This window comes from Prosthecobacter sp. SYSU 5D2, assembly GCF_039655865.1.
Lineage (GTDB): Bacteria > Verrucomicrobiota > Verrucomicrobiia > Verrucomicrobiales > Verrucomicrobiaceae > Prosthecobacter.
In genome coordinates this window covers 87,333-104,978 of record NZ_JBBYXL010000003.1, presented here as the reverse complement: position 1 = coordinate 104,978, position 17,646 = coordinate 87,333, and the positions used below count along the sequence as shown (strand labels likewise).

The following is a 17,646-nucleotide window of genomic DNA, read 5'->3' as shown; positions in this document are numbered from 1 at the left end:
CACGACATGGGGGCGTCCTGGTTTCGACGGGTAGTCTGCGGTCGGGGTGGCATGCCGGGGATGATTCGTTGGCCCCGTTAAAAATCGGATCAAACAAATAAAAGCAAACTCTTCTGAGCTCGCTCTCGCGGCCTAAGCACCGCGACGTTTTCGAGGCAATGTCTGGTAGCCTCGAAAATGACACCACCAGACTGGCTGGCTGACCGGGCGACCGGGTCGAAAGCGAGATTCAACAGGACGCTGGGTGAAAGGTATTCTGCCAGTTGAAGACCGATCGCCGAGATTAAAAAACCGGATAAGCATGTAGAAACTTCGGCTTATGGCCATTCGGACAGGGGTTCGATTCCCCTCGCCTCCACCATTTTGCCCCTTGAAAATCAAGGGTTTAGGAAGCCAAGGAAACCGCGACACACGGTTTACACACTAAATCGGCTCCTTTTCCTGCATTCCGGCATTGCCCGGTAAAACCTGGTGATACCGGATTATTCCCGTTTGAATTCCGTTGGTATATGCAGTTCAATTGAACATCATATGAAATTCATTTTCGACGGGCATGTCCTTCAACAAACGGATTATTACGAGTCCACCGCCTTCACGCGTGGGCAAGCCTGGCTCGCATTGCATGATCGGGTCTGGCATATCATGATGCCTGGCATGCCGCGCCATTGGGGCTTGGCTCAGGTGGGTGTCGTAGAGGCGCAGGATGAACAGGATGGGTGGATGTGGTGCCTGGACCTGGAAGGGCAGGAATACCCGCTTCCAATGGCTCAGATCCACGGAGAGCGCCCCCGGCCACCGCAACGCGGCGGGTATTGGAAGCGCTGTGGCATTCTCTACCACTGCAATACCCTTGATGCAGACCGGGCGGCATTCGGCGCGGTGAGCAACGGCTTGCAGTCAAAGACGTGCGAGCTGTGGGTGACGAACGGCGGGCGCGTGGGATACAAGCCGATGGCGCGGCAGTAAACCGCGCTCTACAACTTCAGCTCTGATTGTTCCACTTGCGGCCTTTCGTCCGTGTTTGTCGGCGTGGCTTCTATCTCCTCCCCCTGATAGCTCACCTTGTTCAGGGCCGTGGTGACAGGCCGGGCCTCCATCGGTCCTGCCCACGGAACCCACAGCGTTTGAAGCTCCTCAATGTCAGCAGCAGGATCTAGCCAGTGGCCCCATTCGTCAGCTTCCAGGATCACCGGCATACGGTCATGGCACCGCTTTAGCGTCTCGTTCGCCTCCGTCGTCAGGATGGAATAACACTCCACCAGCTCACCTTCAACCCGCCCCGGCTGCCAGATGCCTGCCATTATCATAGGCTCGCCACCGGCAAGCCGAAATTCCCAGGGCTGCTTTAGCTTTGTCCCGGCCTGCCATTCGTAAAAGTAATCTGCCACCACTAGGCAGCGCCGTGTTTCTACCGCATCCCGGAATGTCCTTTTGGTCAGCACGGTTTCCGACTTGGCATTGATCAGCGGGGCTTTCGTCCAGGGGGCGGAGAGACCCCAACGCATTCTCTTGATTTCAGGAGCTCCGTCATGATGCCCTACGGCCACCGGCCCCATCATGGTGGGCGCGTGATTAATTCGCGCCTCAAGATCCAGCGCATATTCAATGCGCAGATGCGATGCCAGCACCTTCACTGACCTGTTTGAGAATCCGTATCTGCCGCACATAAAGGATGCTTTCTGCCGCCGTTCATTCGCCGGTCAAATAGTTCGGTTGGTAAACCGCAGGTGGACGCTTCTGCACCCTTCGCTTTCGTGATTAAAACAGACCCTTCAACGCATCATCATTGAGGATCTGAAGTTTTAGATCCGGCTCCAGTTCACAGGCACGTTTTGCGGCGGCCTGCGCTTCTGAGATTTTCTCCTGCTGCGCGAGTGCCTTGGCCAGCGCATACCAGGCCGGTCCGTTCGTCGGCATTACCTGAGTGAGGCTCTCTGCCAGGATCTCGGCTTTTAGCCATGACTTGGCAGCAATCAGGATCTGCACACGCAGCGCCAGCACCGGGAAATGGACTTGGCTCTCCGATGGCAGGTCATCCAGCGCACCCCAGGCTTCATCCACAAGTCCAAGCTCAAGGTAACCTTCTGCCGCGATTGTGGACTGATGGACTCGATCTTTCATTGAGCAGGCTTCATCATTGCCTCGTATTCGCTTTCCCAATCCCAGGATGTCATTTCCGCAGACTTCATACCCTTCCCCTTCTTCACGCGCCAGAGGAGAAGCGCGTCCAGCTTGTCCTGAATAGTCAGCGCCATCTTTGACCAGGGAACCGTGATACCGTGGCGTGCTAAGCAGCCTGCATCGTGTCGAATAAGGCCTTTGACGTAGGCGGCCCATGATGGATATCCGAGAGCCTCAGCGCGGATTTCTGCTATTTCCGCCAAATCGGGCGGCATTTTGAGGGCTTTGAAGGTGGAGGCCATAAGTCAATTAAGAAGTGCTGATAATCGGTTAAACCGGCAGCTATTTGACTGCAATCCTAAAACTGCCAAGATAGTTCACATGAACACCTTAATTCGTCAGCCATTCCCAGAGAGCCCAGCAGAGGCGGACTGCTATCGCCAACCAGGCGGCGACAACACCCCAGGCAAGAAGCATCTCGCGCCAGGGCGGCGGAGGCTTGCGGCTGTAGCGGTGCAGGGGATGGCGCATGGGGTCACTCTGGTTTTGCCCCGCGCTTCTTTAACGTGGGGCTATGCTTAGCATCAGATGGAGGGATTAGTGCCCTCAGCCAATCTGCCAAGGTTTTACCCTCGGCCCTTGCTGCTTCCATCATGGCGGCAGCCTCTTCTTCGGTGGCGTAAAAACCGACCATCCGTTTGTCTTTGCGTCTCTGGTTAGCCATGGGGTGACTATACACCCCGAAAAAACTTTTCAACTTTTTAAATTTTCCTGTTGCGGGGTGTCTAGTCACCCGTCAATATGCAGGTGTCTAGTCACCCAAATGAGCACGATATACATCAACACCCCTTTTGCCAAAGATGAGCATGATGCCATCGCCTCGTTGGCTAAAACTGAGGGCCGGAGCAAAGGGCAACAACTCCGTGCTCTTGCTCTCGCTGGTCTTGCCGCTGCTGGCATCACCCCCACCCCAACCCGCAAAAAGAAAGGAGCCGTCGTATGCAAATGAGTGCCGGTCTTTTTATCTGCCTGTCCGAGGTGGCGGTGGTGCGTGTGCATCCAGACCGTGGGACAGACGGCAACGAGGTGACGCTGAAATCCGGCAAGGTGATCCTGTGCAGCTTCCAGCAGGCGCAGACCTTAGCGGAGAAGCTGCACCAGGCCGACCAGGAACGCGCCGAGGCTGAGCCACAGAACAGCCCAGCCCACCCAGCGGGGCGTGAAGCCTTCCTGTATCTGGCGAGCTAAGGCCCGCCTGTTTATTTCACCCATCACCATCATCCGGCCAGCATCATTAATCTCATGAGACATCAACTCGGCATCCAATTCGGCGTCATTCATCTGGCGCAGCCGCGCAGGGTATTCCAAGGCCTTCATTCTGCGGACTCTACCCGGTGCGCGGCATTGGTCAATTCAAAGTAAACCCGCATCCATAACCATCATAAAACGATATGGAACTCACCTTTCAAGAGAAGCAGGAAATCGGCGTCGCTCTCTCCAAGCACCTCGCTGACATGCGCGAACTGCTGCCGAACATCAGCAATGAGCGCGGGCGGAAATACCAGCAGGACCGCATTGAAGCAGTCACCGCGCTGCAAGTGAAACTCCAACGCCTGAACCCATGATCGCTGGCCCTATTCCCCTCCGCGTTGTCGCTGCTCTCCTGGGCAAAGATGAATCGGCCATCCCTGCTCTGATCGAAGAAGACGGCCTGCCCGTGGTGCCCATCAACACCGCCAGGAAGCCGGTCAGGAAAGTGTTCTTCGCGCCCCTCCTGCGATGGATCAATGGCCGGGCCATCAATGAGGCCATGACTGCCGAGGATCTGGAGCAGGAAATTGCCCGCTGCCAGAAGCATCTCTCCACTAAAGACGCCAAGAAGAAAGCCAAGTCCAAATGAGCAACCGCATTTACTCCATGAAACGCGCCCACACCACCGACAACCGCCTCCAATGGTTCCAGAACTACCGAGCCTATCGCTGGCCAAAGAAGCCGCCCGGCCTTGACCCGCAGGACATTTTCGCGGGCTTCCTCCTCGCCGCCTGCGCCATCGCCCTGATCTTTATGATCTTCGGCGCATCGTAAAGCATCACAAACCATTCTCAAATATGAGCTACTTCATGCCTGCCCCGCGCATCGTTTCCGCCGTCCGTGAGCCAGAGTATCCGCGCCACCTGCGCAGGATCGCTGCCTATGGCCCGCTGGAGGTCCATTACAGCCACGACGAGGATTGCGACAACTACGACGCTCTCAAATACACGATCATGGGCCAGGAGTCGCCCATCGCCGCTGAGATCGCGGAGGCCTTTATGAAGGCTCACAAGATCACTCTTCGCGAGCTGATCGAAGACGCGCCCGAAATGCGGGAGGCCTAACCAGATGAGTCCTCGCATCACCACCCTGGAGCAGCTCGCGGAAGCCGCCCAAAACAAGCGGAGCGTCCACTGTCCCGATGCCCGCTTCTCCCCAAAGCCAAGGCCTGCCGCCTTCATGATTAATCTTAGCGGGCACATCCTCTGCCGCCTCTTCAAAGACGGCATGTTCATCTACGAAAAGCCAGCTTCAAAGTAACCATTTATGTCAAAAATCACCCTCCTTTCTGCCATCGCAGCCGTCCGAGCCAAGGGCTTGGTCGCTGTCAAGACGGCCCGTAACACGGGCATCAACAGCGATTACGCTTCCTATGCTGACGTGTGGGCCATTCTTCGGCCTGCTCTTGATGAACAATGCCTATCAGTGGGGTTCCTGATCGGTTCCTGCCGCCGGGAAGAGGCCGCCTGGGTCCAGACTCTCACGATGGAGATTTCCACGGCTGATGAGCTGCGGTCATTCGCCTTCGAGTTCTGTTTTCCAGAGGGCAATCGGGGAGTCAACCTTTCCCAGCGGCAGGGCATGGCACAGACCTATGCACGCCGGTATGCGCTGGTGTCATTCTTCCACATCATCACGGGCGATGATGACGATGCACAGCGCCTGGGGATGAGTGGCGCTGAAACCTCACCTGCCATGCAGCCGAAGTCCGGCGCGCAGTTCGGTGACTTCTGTTATGCGCCTGCCCTTGGCATTGGCCATGAGGAAACCCAGGGGACATGGAGCAATCTCGCTGATCCAAACGGCGACGGCTCGCAGATGCTTGGCGATCATTCCGAGGTCAGCCTTGGAAAGATGTGCTTCCAGGATTCTGAGCACATCGGCCTGAAAGCCTGGCTGGCTGAACGGGTGTCAGGCTTCGCAATGGAGCGCCACCTTACCACCTATGAGCAGGTGCGGAACTCGTATCCGCATCCGCAGCTGCTGCCAGCCACAGCCGATGAGCTCACCGGGGACCAGCTCCGCAACCTGAGTCAAACCCTCAAGCCTGCCAAGAAATGAACTGGGAAGGATTCACAGATTCCACCCTGGCCATTCCAGGAACGCCTATTCCTGGCCTGTGGGGATACCGCCGCATGAGTGCGGAGGAATACCATGCCTTTCCGGCAGTGAACGCCTCCCTGCTCAAGAGACGCACGCCGGCAGAGATGTTTGCCCAGCTCACCGCGCCTCACAAGGATACCGATGCTTTGACCTTGGGAACCCTGGTGCACATGGTGACCTTGGAGCCTGAGGTGTCATGGTCGGACCGGTTCGCCCTGGCTGACATTCCCATCAATAAAAAGACCGGTGCGCCTTATGGCACGGACACAAAGAAGGCTGCTGCAGCCTGGGAGCTGGCGAAGAAAGAGAACCCTGGGAAAATCATTGTGACCGAGGATTCTCTGCGCAGTCACATGGAGGAATGCCGGGACCTGCGGGACGCTCTGCTGGCCAATCCTGATGCCATGCAGGAACTGGAAGGGGCTCAGTTCGAAGTGTCCGGCATCCTTTGGCATGAGGAATGGGGGTGCTGGATCAAATGGCGCCTGGACATCCTCCCGCGTGGTGGCCGTCGCCTCGGTGACGTGAAGACGAGCAGCCGCCATCCCATGGAATTCAGCCGCGATTGCTGGCAATACGGCTACTTCATTCAGGCGGTCTGGTATGCCCACTGCCATGAGACGCTTTTGGCCCGCCACCGCATGCAGGTGGAGGTAACGAAGTTTTCCTTCGTCATCATGTCAAAGGCGGATGACAAAAAGCAGCCGCGTCCGCCCATGGTCCGGGTGGCAGACCTGCCGCTGGTGCCAGGCATCCACAACGGAGTGGACAAGGCCCGGCAATACCTGGGCATCCCTCAGGGCCTCAGCCGCGTGGACATGTTCGTGTCTTGCGCACGGGAATACATCGAGGCGGGCAAGCCAACGGACTTCGCCAGCATCCGCCGATGCTTCCCGGCTTTCGAGCAAGAGGCCGGGGAAAAAGGAGGGCGGTATGTCCTCGCAGATTGACACCAACCACCATTTACGCACATGAACAAATTAACTCTACTGTCCCTCGGAGCTGGCGTTCAATCGTCAACATTGGCCCTTATGGCTGCGCGCGGCGAGATCACACCCATGCCCGCTGCGGCGATCTTTGCCGATACTCTGGCTGAACCGGCGAGTGTATATCAATGGCTCGATTGGCTGGAAACTCAGCTGCCGTTTCCCGTAATCCGAGTCACCCAGGGGAATGGCTTGATTGAAGATGCTCTTCGCATCCGTGAACGCAAAGACAAGACGGGCCACTGGGTGCCCAGCGGTGTCCCCCACTATTCCATCAACAGTGATGGCTCGCATGGCCATGGACCCCGTCAATGCACGGCTGATTTTAAGATTGCCCCCATCATGCGCAAGGCGCGTCAACTGATGAAGGAAGCGGGAGAGAAGCACATAAATCAATGGATCGGCATTTCCCTGGACGAGGCGCACCGAATGAAGCCGTCGAGAGTGAAGTATGCTACAAATCTGTGGCCCCTTATTGATCGGGGGATGAAGCGGCACGACTGCTTGCGCTGGATGGAAAAGAACGGATTTCCCGTTCCTCCCCGCTCCGCATGTGTCTTCTGCCCCTATCACTCAAATGGAGAGTGGCGGAGACTTCGTGACCATGAACCTGATGAGTTTCAACGGGCGGTCCAATTCGAAAGAGACTATCAGCAGGCAAAGGGGGCCACAGTCTGGAAAAAGATGTTTGGCGTCTATCTGCACCCTCAGCGGGTGCCTCTCGATCAAGTAGATCTCTCAACGGACGTGGACAACGGCCAGGGCGTTCTCTGGGGCAATGAATGTGAAGGGATGTGTGGAGTATGAACACTTTAGAATTCTTCGCCCAAGGCCTGCCGAAAGGCCAGCCCCGCGTCAAAGCCGTTCGTCGCGGCAACCATGCAGGGGTCTATGATCCGGGCACGGCCAACGATTGGAAAACATCCATCAAGAGCGCGGCCAAGGATGCTCTGATAAACCCAGTGTTCCCTATTTTTGCGGGTCCTGTCCGTGTGGATGCGACCTTCATCTTTCCTCGGCCCAATGCCCACTACCGGGGAAAGGCGCAGACCTTGCGTTTGGATGCCCCGGTATATCACAGCTCCAAGCCGGACCGGGACAACCTGGACAAGGCTCTCATGGACGCACTGAAAGACATGCAAGTGCTCAAAGACGACGCACTCGCCGCATCAGGCACCATCACAAAAATTTACGCCTCGCCGGGTCAGGCTGCCGGGGTCCGCGTGCACATCCTCAGCCTGCAACAAACACAATAACATCACCATGCCTAAAGCCAAATCCACCCCCCTCCTTTTGGAGGAAGAAAACACTCAGGAAGCCCCAAAGCCTTCTTGGCCAGAGTCTCAGGAACACCGCATTCTCCGCTGTGACCTCTCCGAAAAGGAGACGCAGATTTACGGGAAAGAGCAGGCGGAACTCCACCAGGAAATTGACAGCCTGGAGGAAGAGAAGAAGTCCAGCGCTTCCAACTACAAAGCCCGCATCGAAGAGAAGGGGGCACGCGCCCGCCGCATCGGCAATTACATCACCTCCGGCTGGCAGGAGAAGGACGTGCAGTGCTCATGGATCTATGAGACTGCCGGCCGTGACCAGGCCACCGGAGAAATGATCTTCCATCCAGAGAAGAAGTCGCTGGTTCGCGATGACACCGGCGAGGTCGTCGAGATCCGCGAGATCACAAACGAAGAGCGGCAGATGGCCCTGCCGATGGACACCGAAACCCAGGAAAACGCCTGAACCGTCATCTCCCGCCGCATTACCGTGATGCGGCGGGATTGATCCCCGCCATGAGCTCACTCCTTCGAGTCACAGACCCAGGCTTGCCTGTCCCCATCCGGGGCATGCCTCTCCCTCAGCTTTATCAGAAGCTGACCCGGGACGGCACGTGCATGTTCCGTGAGGTCAAGATTCCGCTCCATGCAGACCATGCCTTCCGGGCGTCCTGGCGGCAGTCCCGCAGGAAATGGTTGGAGCGCGGGTATTCCATCCGCCAGCTCAACGGCGCGTGGATGCTTTCCCAATGGCTGCTCTTTCAGCCCGACAAGTCATTGACTCTGACAAAGCTCGGTCAGGAACGCCTTGATGAGCTGGTGTCGCCACAGGCAGAGCTTCAGCTCGCCGCTTCCGTCCCTACCTACATTTTGCCAGAGCTGCCTTTCGGCCTGGCTGACAAACTGCGCGGTTACCAGATTGACCCAGCCCGCCAGCTTTACCGGGCATTGACCCACGGCCGGCAGGAGTGGGGATACCCAGGGGCCTTTGATGCCTCCGACATGGGCACCGGCAAGACATACATGGACCTTGCCGCCGCCATCGCCACCGGGCGGGAGGTTGTCATTCTCTGCCCTACGGTGGGCATCGCTGGCTGGCAACGTGCCTGTGACCATTTCGGCATCACTCCTCTTTTCATCTCGACGTATGAGGCGGTGCGCGGCGGCTTTCGTCCACACATTGCCCAGGAGATAGAGGGCAAGTTCACCTGGAAGCACCCTGACAAGATCATCATCATCTTCGATGAGGCCCAGGCTCTCCGGCATGAGGACACTCTAACTGTTCGCTGCTGCTCTGCTGCCATCCGCCAAGGCATCCCTATCATCATGGCCAGCGCTACGGTGGCCGTGTCCGTGCTGGAAATGCGGTTCGTAGGCCGGGTGACTGGCCTGCATGCCGGCAGCGAGGATTGGGAGAGGTTCCTGGCCAATCATGGATGCATCAAAGCCCGGCAGTCCTGGAAGTGGGACGGCAAGGCGCATCATCTGGCGCGGATCCACTCGCGGCTTTTCCCAAGCCGGGGCGCACGGGTGCGCAAGCAGGACCTGGGAGAGGAATGCCCGGAAACCATCATCGAGACGCTGCCCTTCCGCATCCCTGAGGCTCTGCGCATCGAAGAGCAGTGGAAAGAGGCCAATGAAATGCTGGACCGGCTGGCAGCCCAAGGCATGGCCGCTGCGCAAATAAAGGTGAAGGAGCGCAACCTGCGCATGAAGATCTGGAAGGAATCCGAAAGGGTGTTGGTGCCACACATCGGGGAGCGCATCCGCGCAGACGTCCAGGACGGGAACAGCGTGGCAGTGTTCATGAACTTCAATGAGACGCGCATAACGCTGGCCAGGATGCTCAACACCTCAGCGGGCTTCTACGGCGGGCAACCGCTGGCACGCCGGCAGTATTGGGAAAAGGAATTCCAGGCCAACCGGCAGCATGTGCTGGTGAGCAACATCGCCGCCGGGGGAGCGTCCGTTTCACTTCACGACATCCACGGGGAGCGGCCCCGTGTCTCCTACATTTTTCCGACCGACCACGTTGTGAAGTTCGAGCAGGCCACAGGCCGCGTGGACCGGGTAGGCGGCAAGTCACTCAGCCGCCAATACATCCCGCACGTCGCCGGGTCCATCTCTGAAAGGATGGTGGCCGGACTGCGCCGGAAGATGCGCAACATCGCCACCCTCAACGACGGCCACAAGGCCAGCGCAGCCAAATTTTAACTAAGACATGACCGCCCTGCCCGCCAGTCCTGTCTGCATAATGGGCGGTATTGGGCGGCATGACGAACTTCAAAATGACCTGGACTTTAGACCATGATCAACCTGTCTCCAGAAACCGTTGCCAACATCGCGCTGCTCGCCTCTCAAGGGCTGGTCGTCCGCCTGTTGCCTGATGGCAGCATTGAGGCCCGAGCCGGAGAAGATACGAGGTCCCCTGGAGCCAGGCGCACAGCTTCCTATAGGCAGCGCAAAGCATCGCAAAGCGTCACAGACCATCACAAAACGTCACAAAACGTCACATGTGACGCTGAACCCTCCCCCTCTTCCCCCCTCTCCACACCTCTCCCCCCTACGCCCCCACCCACGCTCTCTCCCGCACCTGCGCGTAAGGAGCCAGATTTCAGCCTCCAGACCGAGCCAGAGAAGCCAGCAAAGCGTTTCACCCCGCCGCCAATCGAGGACTGGAAGGCCTACGGAAGCACCCTCGCCCCACCGCTCCCCGCGCTGGAATCCGAGAACGCCTGGAACTTCTACGCCTCCAAGGGCTGGAAGGTCGGCAACCAGCCCATGAAGGACTGGAAAGCCGCCCTTCGCACCTGCCACGGGCGCTGGGTCCAGGACGGAAAACACACATCACCCACAACACGACATGCATCCTACCCACATAACCGCCCACCTGGCAGAAGCGACACGGCCAATAAACCCGGACGCTACTCCTGACATCCATCCAGAGATTGCCCGGCTGAACTGGAACTACGATCCCTACCACAACGCACTCCGCCCCATTTTGCCCCGCGTGCAGGAATTCGTCTCTGCCATCATCCGCAAGGAACCGCCTCGCTGGCTGTCACTGCTTGGCCCCTCTGGAGTCGGTAAGACCCACATCCTCAAGCAGGCCATGTCAGCCCTTCGTGCAGCCCACAGCCGGGGAGCATGGAGCATCAAGACATCCACCGGCTGGCGCGGCCCACAAATGGCCCACATCATACCGGCTGAGGATCTGAGCGACTGGAAGGCCCCGAAGGACTACGCCCGCTATGATGTCATCTACATCGAGGACATCGGCTCCGGTGCGCTCATGGACAAAGGCGCAGGCGGCGTCATCACCAGCCGCATCAAGGAACTGCTCCAGCTCCGCTCCGGCAAATGGACGATGCTCTGCGCCAACCTTTACCGGGGGGAGATTGAAACCGCTATGGACGGCCGCATTGCCTCCAGGCTCAAGCGTGACGGATCAACGTGCATCGAGATCCCTGCCGATGTGCCGGACTTCTGGGGGTGAATTTTGACAATACGCATATGAGACGACCAGATACCTATGATCCTACCTATCCGCCAGTCACCCTAGCTGAGGCAAAGCAACGGCTGGAGGCATACGCCGCAGCCAATGGACCCGGCCCCTACTACGGTGCCAGCCTTGCAGACATCATCTGGCCTGGCAGACGATTCAGGACCCAGCAGGGCGCAGGGCTGGCCGGTGCCACAATGGCCAAGCGACTGGGCTATGAGTGGACATCGCTCCGCTATTCCTGGGGCTGGATGATCAAGGGAAAGGAGTCCGAATGACCATCGCAATCGACTTTGACGGGACATGGACGGCTGACCCTGGCCTGTGGAGGCTGTTTGCTGCTGCGTGCACGCATAGCGGACACAGGCTTATCATGGTGACCGGCAGAAGTGGCAGAAGCGAAGACATGGAGCGCTACCAACTGCCGCACACCATGCCAATCATCTATACCGGCGGGGCTATGAAGGAAAAGGCCGCGCTAAAGGCGGGATACAAGGTGGACATCTGGATAGATGACATGCCCGCCATGATCCAGGAATGTGCAGTTATCGGACAATCAAAGGACTCAGAATTATGACCACACGCGAAAAATGCCGCCGTCTTGTGACATCTGGTGTGACAGCATCAGAGGCAGCACAGCGCCACGGGATCAAGCCTGCCACCGTGCGTAAATGGGCTGAAAGAGGTCGCTGGAAAATCGCTCGAACTGTCACACCTCCTGTCACGCCAGAGACGTCCAAGCCTCTGTGGATGCGGTCTCTAAACCATGACTCTGCCCATCTGGTGCCTCCATCAGGAATTGCGCTATGTGGTGCGAAGGTCCCCCTCGGTGGAATGTGGATGCCGAATGAATTCACGAAGCCCTGCAAGGTGTGCATGAACCGGGGAGCAAAATAATTGCTTTGGGAATGATCGGTGCTAACTGGCCGCTCGGTGGCATTGCCACACGGCCTATTTGCAACTATGAGATCCTGGACTTTAGAAAAAATCAAAGGTGTCGTTATGATTGCCTTCATTGTTTGGCTGGTAATCCTGGGCATCGGACTGGTCACCATTGTAGTCAAACCTGAGTCGTTGGCGCTCGCTGGACAGTTCGGCGACATGTTTGGATTTTTTAATTCAATTGCCAGCATGGTAACCATGGGATTTGCGATCTGGACTTTGCACAGTCAATCAGAGCAATTGAACGCCCAGAGGCTGTTGGCCGAACAGCAGAAGATTCACGAGGTCAGGGGTATGCTGCGAGAAAAATTGGAGACCGTCATGATTGGTCTACGAAGGTATATTGAGATATGCTTGAGCGAAGCCGCTGTGGGCGATGAGCAAATTGAAATCAGCTGGAACAACTCATATGTTGTATCTCGATCAACAGCTCTAGCCGTCCCCGAGATACTGTTAGGCCTGCATTTTCCAGCTTTTAAAGCAGAGTTACATTTGCTACAGGAAGCCGATTCAGCCATTTCCGACTACCTCCGTCAGTATGTGCACGTGACGGATCAGGATGAGAGAGAATTCCATTTTTGCGCTTTCCAGATTCTTGTCATTTCCGCAACCTGGGAATATCAAAAGATGTTCGCCAAGATTATGAACAATGGGGAGGCCATCATTGCCAGTTCACCTCATTTGGCAAATACCAGGCAAACAAACTGATGCAGCCGCCGGCATGCCAAAGATGTGCCCCTTGACATTCTCCCTGTTAATCCGCCGGGTTGAGGTGTGCCTGATAGTCCACCTGATAGCAACGCGCCGGGAAGTCAGCCGCTCAGCAATCCCAAGCATGAGCGGTTTGCTCTGCTGGTATCACAGGGAGAGACATCTGCCGCAGAGGCTTACAAGCAGGCAATCAGCTCCAAATGCTCTCAGTCCACCGCAGAAACCACAGGGCCGAAGCTTGCTCGTGATTCTCAGGTATCTATCAGGATTGCATGGCTTCACTCTCAGGTGACAGTGAAAGCCAAGGAGATTGCCAATGATGCAGTGCTCACCATGCTGGAGAAGCGCATGTTCCTGGCTCGGGTCGTGAGGATGAAGGGTGCAGCGATAGACGAAACAAAGGATGCCGACCTCATCAACGGCGTGAAATACGACAAGCACGGCCGGAGAATGCTGACGCTGCCAGACAAACGCGCATGCATTGAGCTGGACGCCAAGCTCGCCGGTGAGCTGGCACAGGACCGGGCGGCAGACAAGCAGGCTGAAAAGATGGGCGAACTGGCCGCTGCTCTCGCCCGCATCCAACACGTGACCCATGGACGCACCGAATCCTGACCTCATCGCCAAACTGGCAGACCGCGCCTGGCGTTTGGAGAATCTGTATCAGATCCTGGCAGAGGGCCAGGTGAAGCCATTCATCGCCCGGCCTGAGCAGCTTTCCTTTCGGGAGAACCGGCATAATCGCAACTTTGTTCCCAAGGCGCGAAAGCTGGGGCTCTCCACGGAGATTGTCTTGGAAAACGGGGATGAGTGCGTGTTCACGCCGAACTTCAAGGCCGCCATCATTGACCGATCGGCAGCTGACGCTGAGGAAAAGCTGGCCATCTTTCGCCTTGCCTGGGAGAAGGGGCCAGAGCATCCAGATCCAGACATCGCCGCGCTCTGGAAGCTCATCCACGCCGCCAATCCCCTGGTGCGCAACAACGACGGCGAGCTTGAATGGAGCAACGGCAGCAACTTTCAGGCCGGGACATCCTTCACAGGCCGCACGCCTCAACGGCTCCACATCTCCGAGCTTGGCCCCATCTGTGATGCCAGCGAAGCCAAGGGCAACGAGATCATGCAGGGCAGTATCAACTCTGTGCTGCCCCAGGACATCCTGGACGTAGAGACCACCATGCGAGCTGGCCAGACCGGCGCATGTGCCAGGCTGTTCAAGCTGGCCAAAGAAGGGGCAGGGAAGCCTCTTACCGTCGCAAGCTGGAGACTCCAGTTCTTTTCCTGGCTCGGGCATCCAGATTACAGCCTCCCTGGCCAGGTGCCCACGGATGGCGATGTCATCCAGTATTTCCAAGAGCTGGAACGGGATCACGGCATCAAGGCGACTCCGGCACAGCAGGCATGGTATCAGCTCAAGCAGCGAGAGCAGGGAGACAGCATGCTCGCGGAATACCCGTCATGGATAGGCGAGTGTGACAAGGCCATGGTTCAGGGTGCCATCTATCCTGAGATGGCCAAGCTGCGCATGCAGGGCCGGGTGAGAGACTTTGAACCAGAGGCCGGGCTGCCGATCTTCAGCTTTTGGGACCTGGGCTGCGGACCGAACACGGCTGGCTGGCTCATTCAGCCTACGGCCAGGGACATCAACATCCTGGACTGGACGGCAGGGGAAGGCCTTGGCGCTGACTACTTGGCCACCATCCAACGGGAGTGGGCGCTGCGGTTCGGCCCCATTTCCGGCATGTTCATCCCCCATGACGCCGACATCCGCGACAAGGGCTCAGGCCTGAGCTTCCGCACACAGATCATCTCGGCCGGCATTCCTGCCCACGCTGTCCACGTGGTGCCGCGCATCCCTGACGTGTGGGTGGGCATCAGCGAGGTGAGGAAGCGCATCAACCGCTTCTGGATGCACTCACGCTGCGATGTGCCGGTGAAGGTCGGAGAGATTGAGCAACCGTCAGGAGTGGCACGGCTGGAAGGCTACAGGATAGCCAAGGCATCGAGCACGGGCGTGTTGAAGAACCAGCCCCATGGTGACATCTGCTCTCACACTGCGGATGCCATGCGAACTTACGCCGAGGCTGATAAGCTGGGGATGATCACAGCTGCTTCATCAGCGGGCGCAATGGCTGTCAGCAGCTCCATTCACGGGCAGCAAGGCCAGCAGATCAGGGCAATCATGGGAATGAGAGGATGACACCTTACGCCCAAGCTGAACGCCTCGCCGCCGGTCAAGGCCAGGACCTGGACTTTGCAGTCTGCGCTCACATGCTCTCCGGCTACGTGGTCAATACGCAAGACTTTTTCTTTCTCGCCCGGGTCATCCATCACCACTGGCCTGAATCCCGCCGCTGTGATCCGACTGACGCGGATCCTGCCGGGGACACACTCTTCATCTGGTGCCTGGCCGGTGACCTGCAAAAGGCTGAATCCTACTTCCCTCTGCTGCCTGCAAAAAAATGGGTTGCATTCGCAAGGCGTAATTCCCCCCGGTTCTGGAGTTATGACCGATTTCGCTCCTCAATCGCCCGCGACGTTCGGCGATGTCTATAACCGGAAGCCTCCGCTGAACTTCGGCGGTGGCGGTGGCGATGCCGCTGCTGCTGAGGCAAAGAAAGCCCGGCTCGCCTCCATCCAGGCGCATCGCGAGAACATGACCCTGGCACGCGAGCAGATGCGGCAGGCGGCGAACATCAAGAGTGCCGACTACACCCCGGCATCGGCTCCACAGTCCACCAACATTGACACCGTGGAAGCTGGCCGGGATCAGCGGAAGCGGCAGAAGATGCGCTTCGGCACGGCTGCGACTCAGATCGCCCAGTCACAGGCGGTCCGCCCCGCACTCGGCGGCATTGCAACTCTCGGCTGATCCTCTATGGACACCACTCCCCAAGGCCTCATCTCTCTGAATGAACGCTACCGCGCAGACGCGAGCGGCTTTCAAAACCTTTGGCGGGAGTGCGGCAAGATGTGCCTCACGCGCAAGCTGACCGGCCTGCTGAACTCGACATCGCAGTCCACCACGCATGACACAGGGTATCAGCCTGAGACGCGGCTGCTGAACTCCGTGGCGGTCGAGGCGAACAATGTCCTGGCTGCTGGCTGCATGACGTGGATCATGCCAAGCGAGGGCCGGTGGTTCGTGTGGAAACCAGCTCCCGAGCAAGAGGGCAATGATGCGCTGGAAAACTGGCTGCAGAGCTGCACGGAGATTGCGCTCACGATGCTCTTTTCGAGCAACTTCTACACCCGCGCTCATGAGGTGCTTCTGGACCGCTCCACATTCGGCACGGCTTCCCTGTGGGCTGAGACTGGAATTCGCAATCCCCTGAACTTCCGGGCCTGGGATGTGGGGACGTTCGTCATCGGTGAGAATGCAGAGGGCTACGTTGATACCGTCTTCCGCGAGATCGAGCGCACGGCATCACAGGCCGTTGAGGAGTTCCCCCAGGTGCCTCCGGCTGTGACCAATGCCATGGCGGCGAACAGGCCAAACGAGAAGTTCCGCTTTCTGCACGTCATCTATCCGCGCCCGGTCAAAGATCAGTCCCCGGATGGCGGTCCTATGGGCATGCCCTGGGCTTCCGTGTGGGTGCACATTGACAGCAAATTGAAGGTGAAGGAATCCGGCTACGAGGAACTGCCATCGTTCACGACGCGTTATCTCCGGTGGTCTGAGGCCAGCGCCTATGGTGTCAGCCCGGCCATGCAGGCCCTGGCAGAGATCCGAGGCGTGAACTACCTGGAAATGCTCATGGCCACGCTCGCAGAGGTCACGGTGAATCCGCGGCTCATCCTTCCCCAGGGATACCAGGGCGTGCCAGACCTGCGGGCAGGCGGGATCACGATGGGCGGCCTTGACCAGTCAAGCTTCCCCAAGGAGTGGATGACCGGCGGGCGCTTCGACATCGGCGTGAACCTGATCGAGCGCAAAGAGAAGGCCATCAATGAAGCCTTCCATCGGACCCTGTTTGAAATCTTCTCGAACAACATCAAGGACATCAACATTCCGCATGTCCGGGCACTGGAGGCTGAGAAGCTGGCCCGGTTCTCTCCGGCGTTCACCTCCCTGACTACCGAGTTCATCAATCCCATTCTGGAGCGCGTGTTCATGCTGCTCTATCGCTCTGGCCGTCTGCCGCGTCCGCCGCGTGAGGCTTTCGTGATGAACTCCCTTGGACAGCCGACTCTCCTTTTCCCGCGTGCCGTCCAGAATAACCGCATGAGCCTGGCCATGCAGCAGGCGAAGATGAGCGGCACGGCCCGAATCTTTGAACTGTTCTCCATGGTGGCACAGGCGGAGCAGACCGGGAGCGCAACATTCGATCACTTCGACTCCGTCCGCGCCTTCCGTGACCTCACCAGGGGCGAGGGACTGCCGGCTGATTACCTGCGCTCTGAGGAATCCGTCCAAGCCATCCAGGAAGCCCGCGCTCAGGCTGCACAGGCCGCAGAGCAGAAGGAAATGATGATGGAGTCCATGAAGTCTAAGCCTCTGGTTGAGGAGGTAATCAAACGCGCTGCATGATCCCTCTGGAATCCATCATCTGCCCGAATGAAGAGGCGAGGAAGGCATTCGCTGCCGACTGCCAGGAATGCTTTGGCTCCATCGCAGGCGCTCGGCTGCTGGCCACGCTCTGCACCGTTGCCCATCCTCTCGCCCATGTCCCAGGGATGACAGACCATCAACACGGCC

General features: G+C 58.1%; 26 protein-coding genes and 1 other RNA gene. 23 read left to right on the top strand and 4 right to left on the bottom strand.

The features are described from left to right. The first annotated feature begins 8 nt into the window (after nucleotides 1–8). Together ssrA and WJU23_RS05420 are read left to right on the top strand one after the other, a co-directional pair. Nucleotides 9–361, top strand: a transfer-messenger RNA (tmRNA) gene (gene ssrA, locus WJU23_RS05425). Between the two features lie 170 nt (nucleotides 362–531). After that, the gene (locus WJU23_RS05420; RefSeq protein WP_346331527.1) at nucleotides 532–966 is read left to right on the top strand and encodes a hypothetical protein; all 435 of its coding nucleotides are present in this window, start codon (nucleotides 532–534) and stop codon (nucleotides 964–966) included. 8 nt (nucleotides 967–974) lie between these two features. Here WJU23_RS05420 and WJU23_RS05415 read toward each other — a convergent pair whose 3' ends face one another. The 4 genes from WJU23_RS05415 to WJU23_RS05400 all read right to left on the bottom strand — a co-directional run bounded on the left by WJU23_RS05415 (nucleotide 975) and on the right by WJU23_RS05400 (nucleotide 2,652). Then, on the bottom strand, nucleotides 975–1,667 hold the full coding sequence (locus tag WJU23_RS05415; RefSeq protein WP_346331526.1) for an SOS response-associated peptidase: 693 nt from the start codon (nucleotides 1,665–1,667) through the stop codon (nucleotides 975–977). A 91-nt stretch (nucleotides 1,668–1,758) separates the two neighbouring features. Next, nucleotides 1,759–2,061, bottom strand: a complete 303-nt coding sequence (locus WJU23_RS05410; protein ID WP_346331525.1) for a hypothetical protein — start codon at nucleotides 2,059–2,061, stop codon at nucleotides 1,759–1,761. Nucleotides 2,062–2,117: 56 nt separating this feature from the next. Next, entirely contained in the window at nucleotides 2,118–2,423 is a 306-nt protein-coding gene (locus WJU23_RS05405; RefSeq protein ID WP_346331524.1) for a hypothetical protein, read from the bottom strand. A gap of 88 nt (nucleotides 2,424–2,511) precedes the next feature. Further along, complete coding sequence (locus WJU23_RS05400) at nucleotides 2,512–2,652, bottom strand: hypothetical protein (RefSeq protein WP_346331523.1); 141 nt, start codon at nucleotides 2,650–2,652, stop codon at nucleotides 2,512–2,514. A gap of 474 nt (nucleotides 2,653–3,126) precedes the next feature. Between WJU23_RS05400 and WJU23_RS05395 the strand changes: the two genes are divergently transcribed. The 21 genes from WJU23_RS05395 (at nucleotide 3,127) to WJU23_RS05295 (ending at nucleotide 17,478) form a co-directional block, all read left to right on the top strand. Continuing rightward, on the top strand, nucleotides 3,127–3,369 hold the full coding sequence (locus tag WJU23_RS05395; protein WP_346331522.1) for a hypothetical protein: 243 nt from the start codon (nucleotides 3,127–3,129) through the stop codon (nucleotides 3,367–3,369). A 203-nt stretch (nucleotides 3,370–3,572) separates the two neighbouring features. Continuing rightward, nucleotides 3,573–3,746 carry a hypothetical protein gene (locus WJU23_RS05390; RefSeq protein ID WP_346331521.1) on the top strand — a complete coding sequence of 58 codons (174 nt, stop codon included), beginning with the start codon at nucleotides 3,573–3,575 and terminating at the stop codon, nucleotides 3,744–3,746. Next, the gene (locus WJU23_RS05385) at nucleotides 3,743–4,021 is read left to right on the top strand and encodes a hypothetical protein (RefSeq protein ID WP_346331520.1); all 279 of its coding nucleotides are present in this window, start codon (nucleotides 3,743–3,745) and stop codon (nucleotides 4,019–4,021) included. Before WJU23_RS05390 ends, WJU23_RS05385 begins: the two co-directional genes overlap by 4 nt. After that, nucleotides 4,018–4,206, top strand: a complete 189-nt coding sequence (locus WJU23_RS05380; RefSeq protein ID WP_346331519.1) for a hypothetical protein — start codon at nucleotides 4,018–4,020, stop codon at nucleotides 4,204–4,206. The genes WJU23_RS05385 and WJU23_RS05380 overlap by 4 nt, the downstream gene beginning before the upstream one ends. 35 nt (nucleotides 4,207–4,241) lie before the next feature. After that, nucleotides 4,242–4,496, top strand: coding sequence for a hypothetical protein (locus tag WJU23_RS05375; protein ID WP_346331518.1), 255 nt, complete (start codon nucleotides 4,242–4,244; stop codon nucleotides 4,494–4,496). Between the two features lie 4 nt (nucleotides 4,497–4,500). Next, nucleotides 4,501–4,692 (top strand): hypothetical protein, encoded by a 192-nt coding sequence (locus WJU23_RS05370; RefSeq protein ID WP_346331517.1) that lies wholly within the window; start codon nucleotides 4,501–4,503, stop codon nucleotides 4,690–4,692. Between the two features lie 6 nt (nucleotides 4,693–4,698). Continuing rightward, nucleotides 4,699–5,493: an ERF family protein gene (locus tag WJU23_RS05365; RefSeq protein WP_346331516.1), complete on the top strand. Its 795-nt coding sequence runs from the start codon at nucleotides 4,699–4,701 to the stop codon at nucleotides 5,491–5,493. Further along, a complete protein-coding gene (locus WJU23_RS05360) occupies nucleotides 5,490–6,485 on the top strand; it encodes a PD-(D/E)XK nuclease-like domain-containing protein (protein WP_346331515.1) in 996 nt (331 codons plus the stop codon). The genes WJU23_RS05365 and WJU23_RS05360 overlap by 4 nt, the downstream gene beginning before the upstream one ends. Nucleotides 6,486–6,506: 21 nt before the next feature. Next, the gene (locus WJU23_RS05355) at nucleotides 6,507–7,328 is read left to right on the top strand and encodes a hypothetical protein (protein ID WP_346331514.1); all 822 of its coding nucleotides are present in this window, start codon (nucleotides 6,507–6,509) and stop codon (nucleotides 7,326–7,328) included. Continuing rightward, entirely contained in the window at nucleotides 7,325–7,777 is a 453-nt protein-coding gene (locus WJU23_RS05350) for a RusA family crossover junction endodeoxyribonuclease (RefSeq protein ID WP_346331513.1), read from the top strand. Before WJU23_RS05355 ends, WJU23_RS05350 begins: the two co-directional genes overlap by 4 nt. 7 nt (nucleotides 7,778–7,784) lie before the next feature. Further along, nucleotides 7,785–8,258: a hypothetical protein gene (locus WJU23_RS05345; RefSeq protein WP_346331512.1), complete on the top strand. Its 474-nt coding sequence runs from the start codon at nucleotides 7,785–7,787 to the stop codon at nucleotides 8,256–8,258. 50 nt (nucleotides 8,259–8,308) lie between these two features. Next, nucleotides 8,309–10,006, top strand: a complete 1,698-nt coding sequence (locus WJU23_RS05340) for a hypothetical protein (protein ID WP_346331511.1) — start codon at nucleotides 8,309–8,311, stop codon at nucleotides 10,004–10,006. 93 nt (nucleotides 10,007–10,099) lie between these two features. Then, nucleotides 10,100–10,726 carry a hypothetical protein gene (locus WJU23_RS05335; protein WP_346331510.1) on the top strand — a complete coding sequence of 209 codons (627 nt, stop codon included), beginning with the start codon at nucleotides 10,100–10,102 and terminating at the stop codon, nucleotides 10,724–10,726. After that, the gene (locus WJU23_RS05330) at nucleotides 10,656–11,288 is read left to right on the top strand and encodes a hypothetical protein (protein WP_346331509.1); all 633 of its coding nucleotides are present in this window, start codon (nucleotides 10,656–10,658) and stop codon (nucleotides 11,286–11,288) included. Before WJU23_RS05335 ends, WJU23_RS05330 begins: the two co-directional genes overlap by 71 nt. Nucleotides 11,289–11,305: 17 nt before the next feature. Next, entirely contained in the window at nucleotides 11,306–11,572 is a 267-nt protein-coding gene (locus WJU23_RS05325) for a hypothetical protein (RefSeq protein ID WP_346331508.1), read from the top strand. Beyond that, nucleotides 11,569–11,871: an HAD family hydrolase gene (locus WJU23_RS05320; protein WP_346331507.1), complete on the top strand. Its 303-nt coding sequence runs from the start codon at nucleotides 11,569–11,571 to the stop codon at nucleotides 11,869–11,871. Before WJU23_RS05325 ends, WJU23_RS05320 begins: the two co-directional genes overlap by 4 nt. A gap of 386 nt (nucleotides 11,872–12,257) precedes the next feature. Continuing rightward, the gene (locus WJU23_RS05315) at nucleotides 12,258–12,944 is read left to right on the top strand and encodes a hypothetical protein (RefSeq protein ID WP_346331506.1); all 687 of its coding nucleotides are present in this window, start codon (nucleotides 12,258–12,260) and stop codon (nucleotides 12,942–12,944) included. A gap of 291 nt (nucleotides 12,945–13,235) precedes the next feature. Then, nucleotides 13,236–13,562 carry a hypothetical protein gene (locus tag WJU23_RS05310; protein ID WP_346331505.1) on the top strand — a complete coding sequence of 109 codons (327 nt, stop codon included), beginning with the start codon at nucleotides 13,236–13,238 and terminating at the stop codon, nucleotides 13,560–13,562. Beyond that, nucleotides 13,543–15,147: a hypothetical protein gene (locus tag WJU23_RS05305; RefSeq protein WP_346331504.1), complete on the top strand. Its 1,605-nt coding sequence runs from the start codon at nucleotides 13,543–13,545 to the stop codon at nucleotides 15,145–15,147. Before WJU23_RS05310 ends, WJU23_RS05305 begins: the two co-directional genes overlap by 20 nt. A gap of 306 nt (nucleotides 15,148–15,453) precedes the next feature. After that, nucleotides 15,454–15,819: a hypothetical protein gene (locus WJU23_RS05300; RefSeq protein ID WP_346331503.1), complete on the top strand. Its 366-nt coding sequence runs from the start codon at nucleotides 15,454–15,456 to the stop codon at nucleotides 15,817–15,819. A 6-nt stretch (nucleotides 15,820–15,825) separates the two neighbouring features. Further along, entirely contained in the window at nucleotides 15,826–17,478 is a 1,653-nt protein-coding gene (locus WJU23_RS05295; RefSeq protein ID WP_346331502.1) for a portal protein, read from the top strand. The last annotated feature ends 168 nt before the right edge of the window (nucleotides 17,479–17,646 follow it).

Coding starts and splice junctions, on each gene's coding strand:
- WJU23_RS05420 (WP_346331527.1), top strand. CDS start 532: ATGAAATTCATTTTCGACGGGCATGTCCTTCAACAAACGGATTATTAC.
- WJU23_RS05415 (WP_346331526.1), bottom strand. CDS start 1,667: ATGTGCGGCAGATACGGATTCTCAAACAGGTCAGTGAAGGTGCTGGCA.
- WJU23_RS05405 (WP_346331524.1), bottom strand. CDS start 2,423: ATGGCCTCCACCTTCAAAGCCCTCAAAATGCCGCCCGATTTGGCGGAA.
- WJU23_RS05400 (WP_346331523.1), bottom strand. CDS start 2,652: ATGCGCCATCCCCTGCACCGCTACAGCCGCAAGCCTCCGCCGCCCTGG.
- WJU23_RS05395 (WP_346331522.1), top strand. CDS start 3,127: ATGAGTGCCGGTCTTTTTATCTGCCTGTCCGAGGTGGCGGTGGTGCGT.
- WJU23_RS05390 (WP_346331521.1), top strand. CDS start 3,573: ATGGAACTCACCTTTCAAGAGAAGCAGGAAATCGGCGTCGCTCTCTCC.
- WJU23_RS05385 (WP_346331520.1), top strand. CDS start 3,743: ATGATCGCTGGCCCTATTCCCCTCCGCGTTGTCGCTGCTCTCCTGGGC.
- WJU23_RS05380 (WP_346331519.1), top strand. CDS start 4,018: ATGAGCAACCGCATTTACTCCATGAAACGCGCCCACACCACCGACAAC.
- WJU23_RS05375 (WP_346331518.1), top strand. CDS start 4,242: ATGCCTGCCCCGCGCATCGTTTCCGCCGTCCGTGAGCCAGAGTATCCG.
- WJU23_RS05370 (WP_346331517.1), top strand. CDS start 4,501: ATGAGTCCTCGCATCACCACCCTGGAGCAGCTCGCGGAAGCCGCCCAA.
- WJU23_RS05365 (WP_346331516.1), top strand. CDS start 4,699: ATGTCAAAAATCACCCTCCTTTCTGCCATCGCAGCCGTCCGAGCCAAG.
- WJU23_RS05360 (WP_346331515.1), top strand. CDS start 5,490: ATGAACTGGGAAGGATTCACAGATTCCACCCTGGCCATTCCAGGAACG.
- WJU23_RS05355 (WP_346331514.1), top strand. CDS start 6,507: ATGAACAAATTAACTCTACTGTCCCTCGGAGCTGGCGTTCAATCGTCA.
- WJU23_RS05350 (WP_346331513.1), top strand. CDS start 7,325: ATGAACACTTTAGAATTCTTCGCCCAAGGCCTGCCGAAAGGCCAGCCC.
- WJU23_RS05345 (WP_346331512.1), top strand. CDS start 7,785: ATGCCTAAAGCCAAATCCACCCCCCTCCTTTTGGAGGAAGAAAACACT.
- WJU23_RS05340 (WP_346331511.1), top strand. CDS start 8,309: ATGAGCTCACTCCTTCGAGTCACAGACCCAGGCTTGCCTGTCCCCATC.
- WJU23_RS05335 (WP_346331510.1), top strand. CDS start 10,100: ATGATCAACCTGTCTCCAGAAACCGTTGCCAACATCGCGCTGCTCGCC.
- WJU23_RS05330 (WP_346331509.1), top strand. CDS start 10,656: ATGCATCCTACCCACATAACCGCCCACCTGGCAGAAGCGACACGGCCA.
- WJU23_RS05325 (WP_346331508.1), top strand. CDS start 11,306: ATGAGACGACCAGATACCTATGATCCTACCTATCCGCCAGTCACCCTA.
- WJU23_RS05320 (WP_346331507.1), top strand. CDS start 11,569: ATGACCATCGCAATCGACTTTGACGGGACATGGACGGCTGACCCTGGC.
- WJU23_RS05315 (WP_346331506.1), top strand. CDS start 12,258: ATGAGATCCTGGACTTTAGAAAAAATCAAAGGTGTCGTTATGATTGCC.
- WJU23_RS05305 (WP_346331504.1), top strand. CDS start 13,543: ATGGACGCACCGAATCCTGACCTCATCGCCAAACTGGCAGACCGCGCC.
- WJU23_RS05300 (WP_346331503.1), top strand. CDS start 15,454: ATGACCGATTTCGCTCCTCAATCGCCCGCGACGTTCGGCGATGTCTAT.
- WJU23_RS05295 (WP_346331502.1), top strand. CDS start 15,826: ATGGACACCACTCCCCAAGGCCTCATCTCTCTGAATGAACGCTACCGC.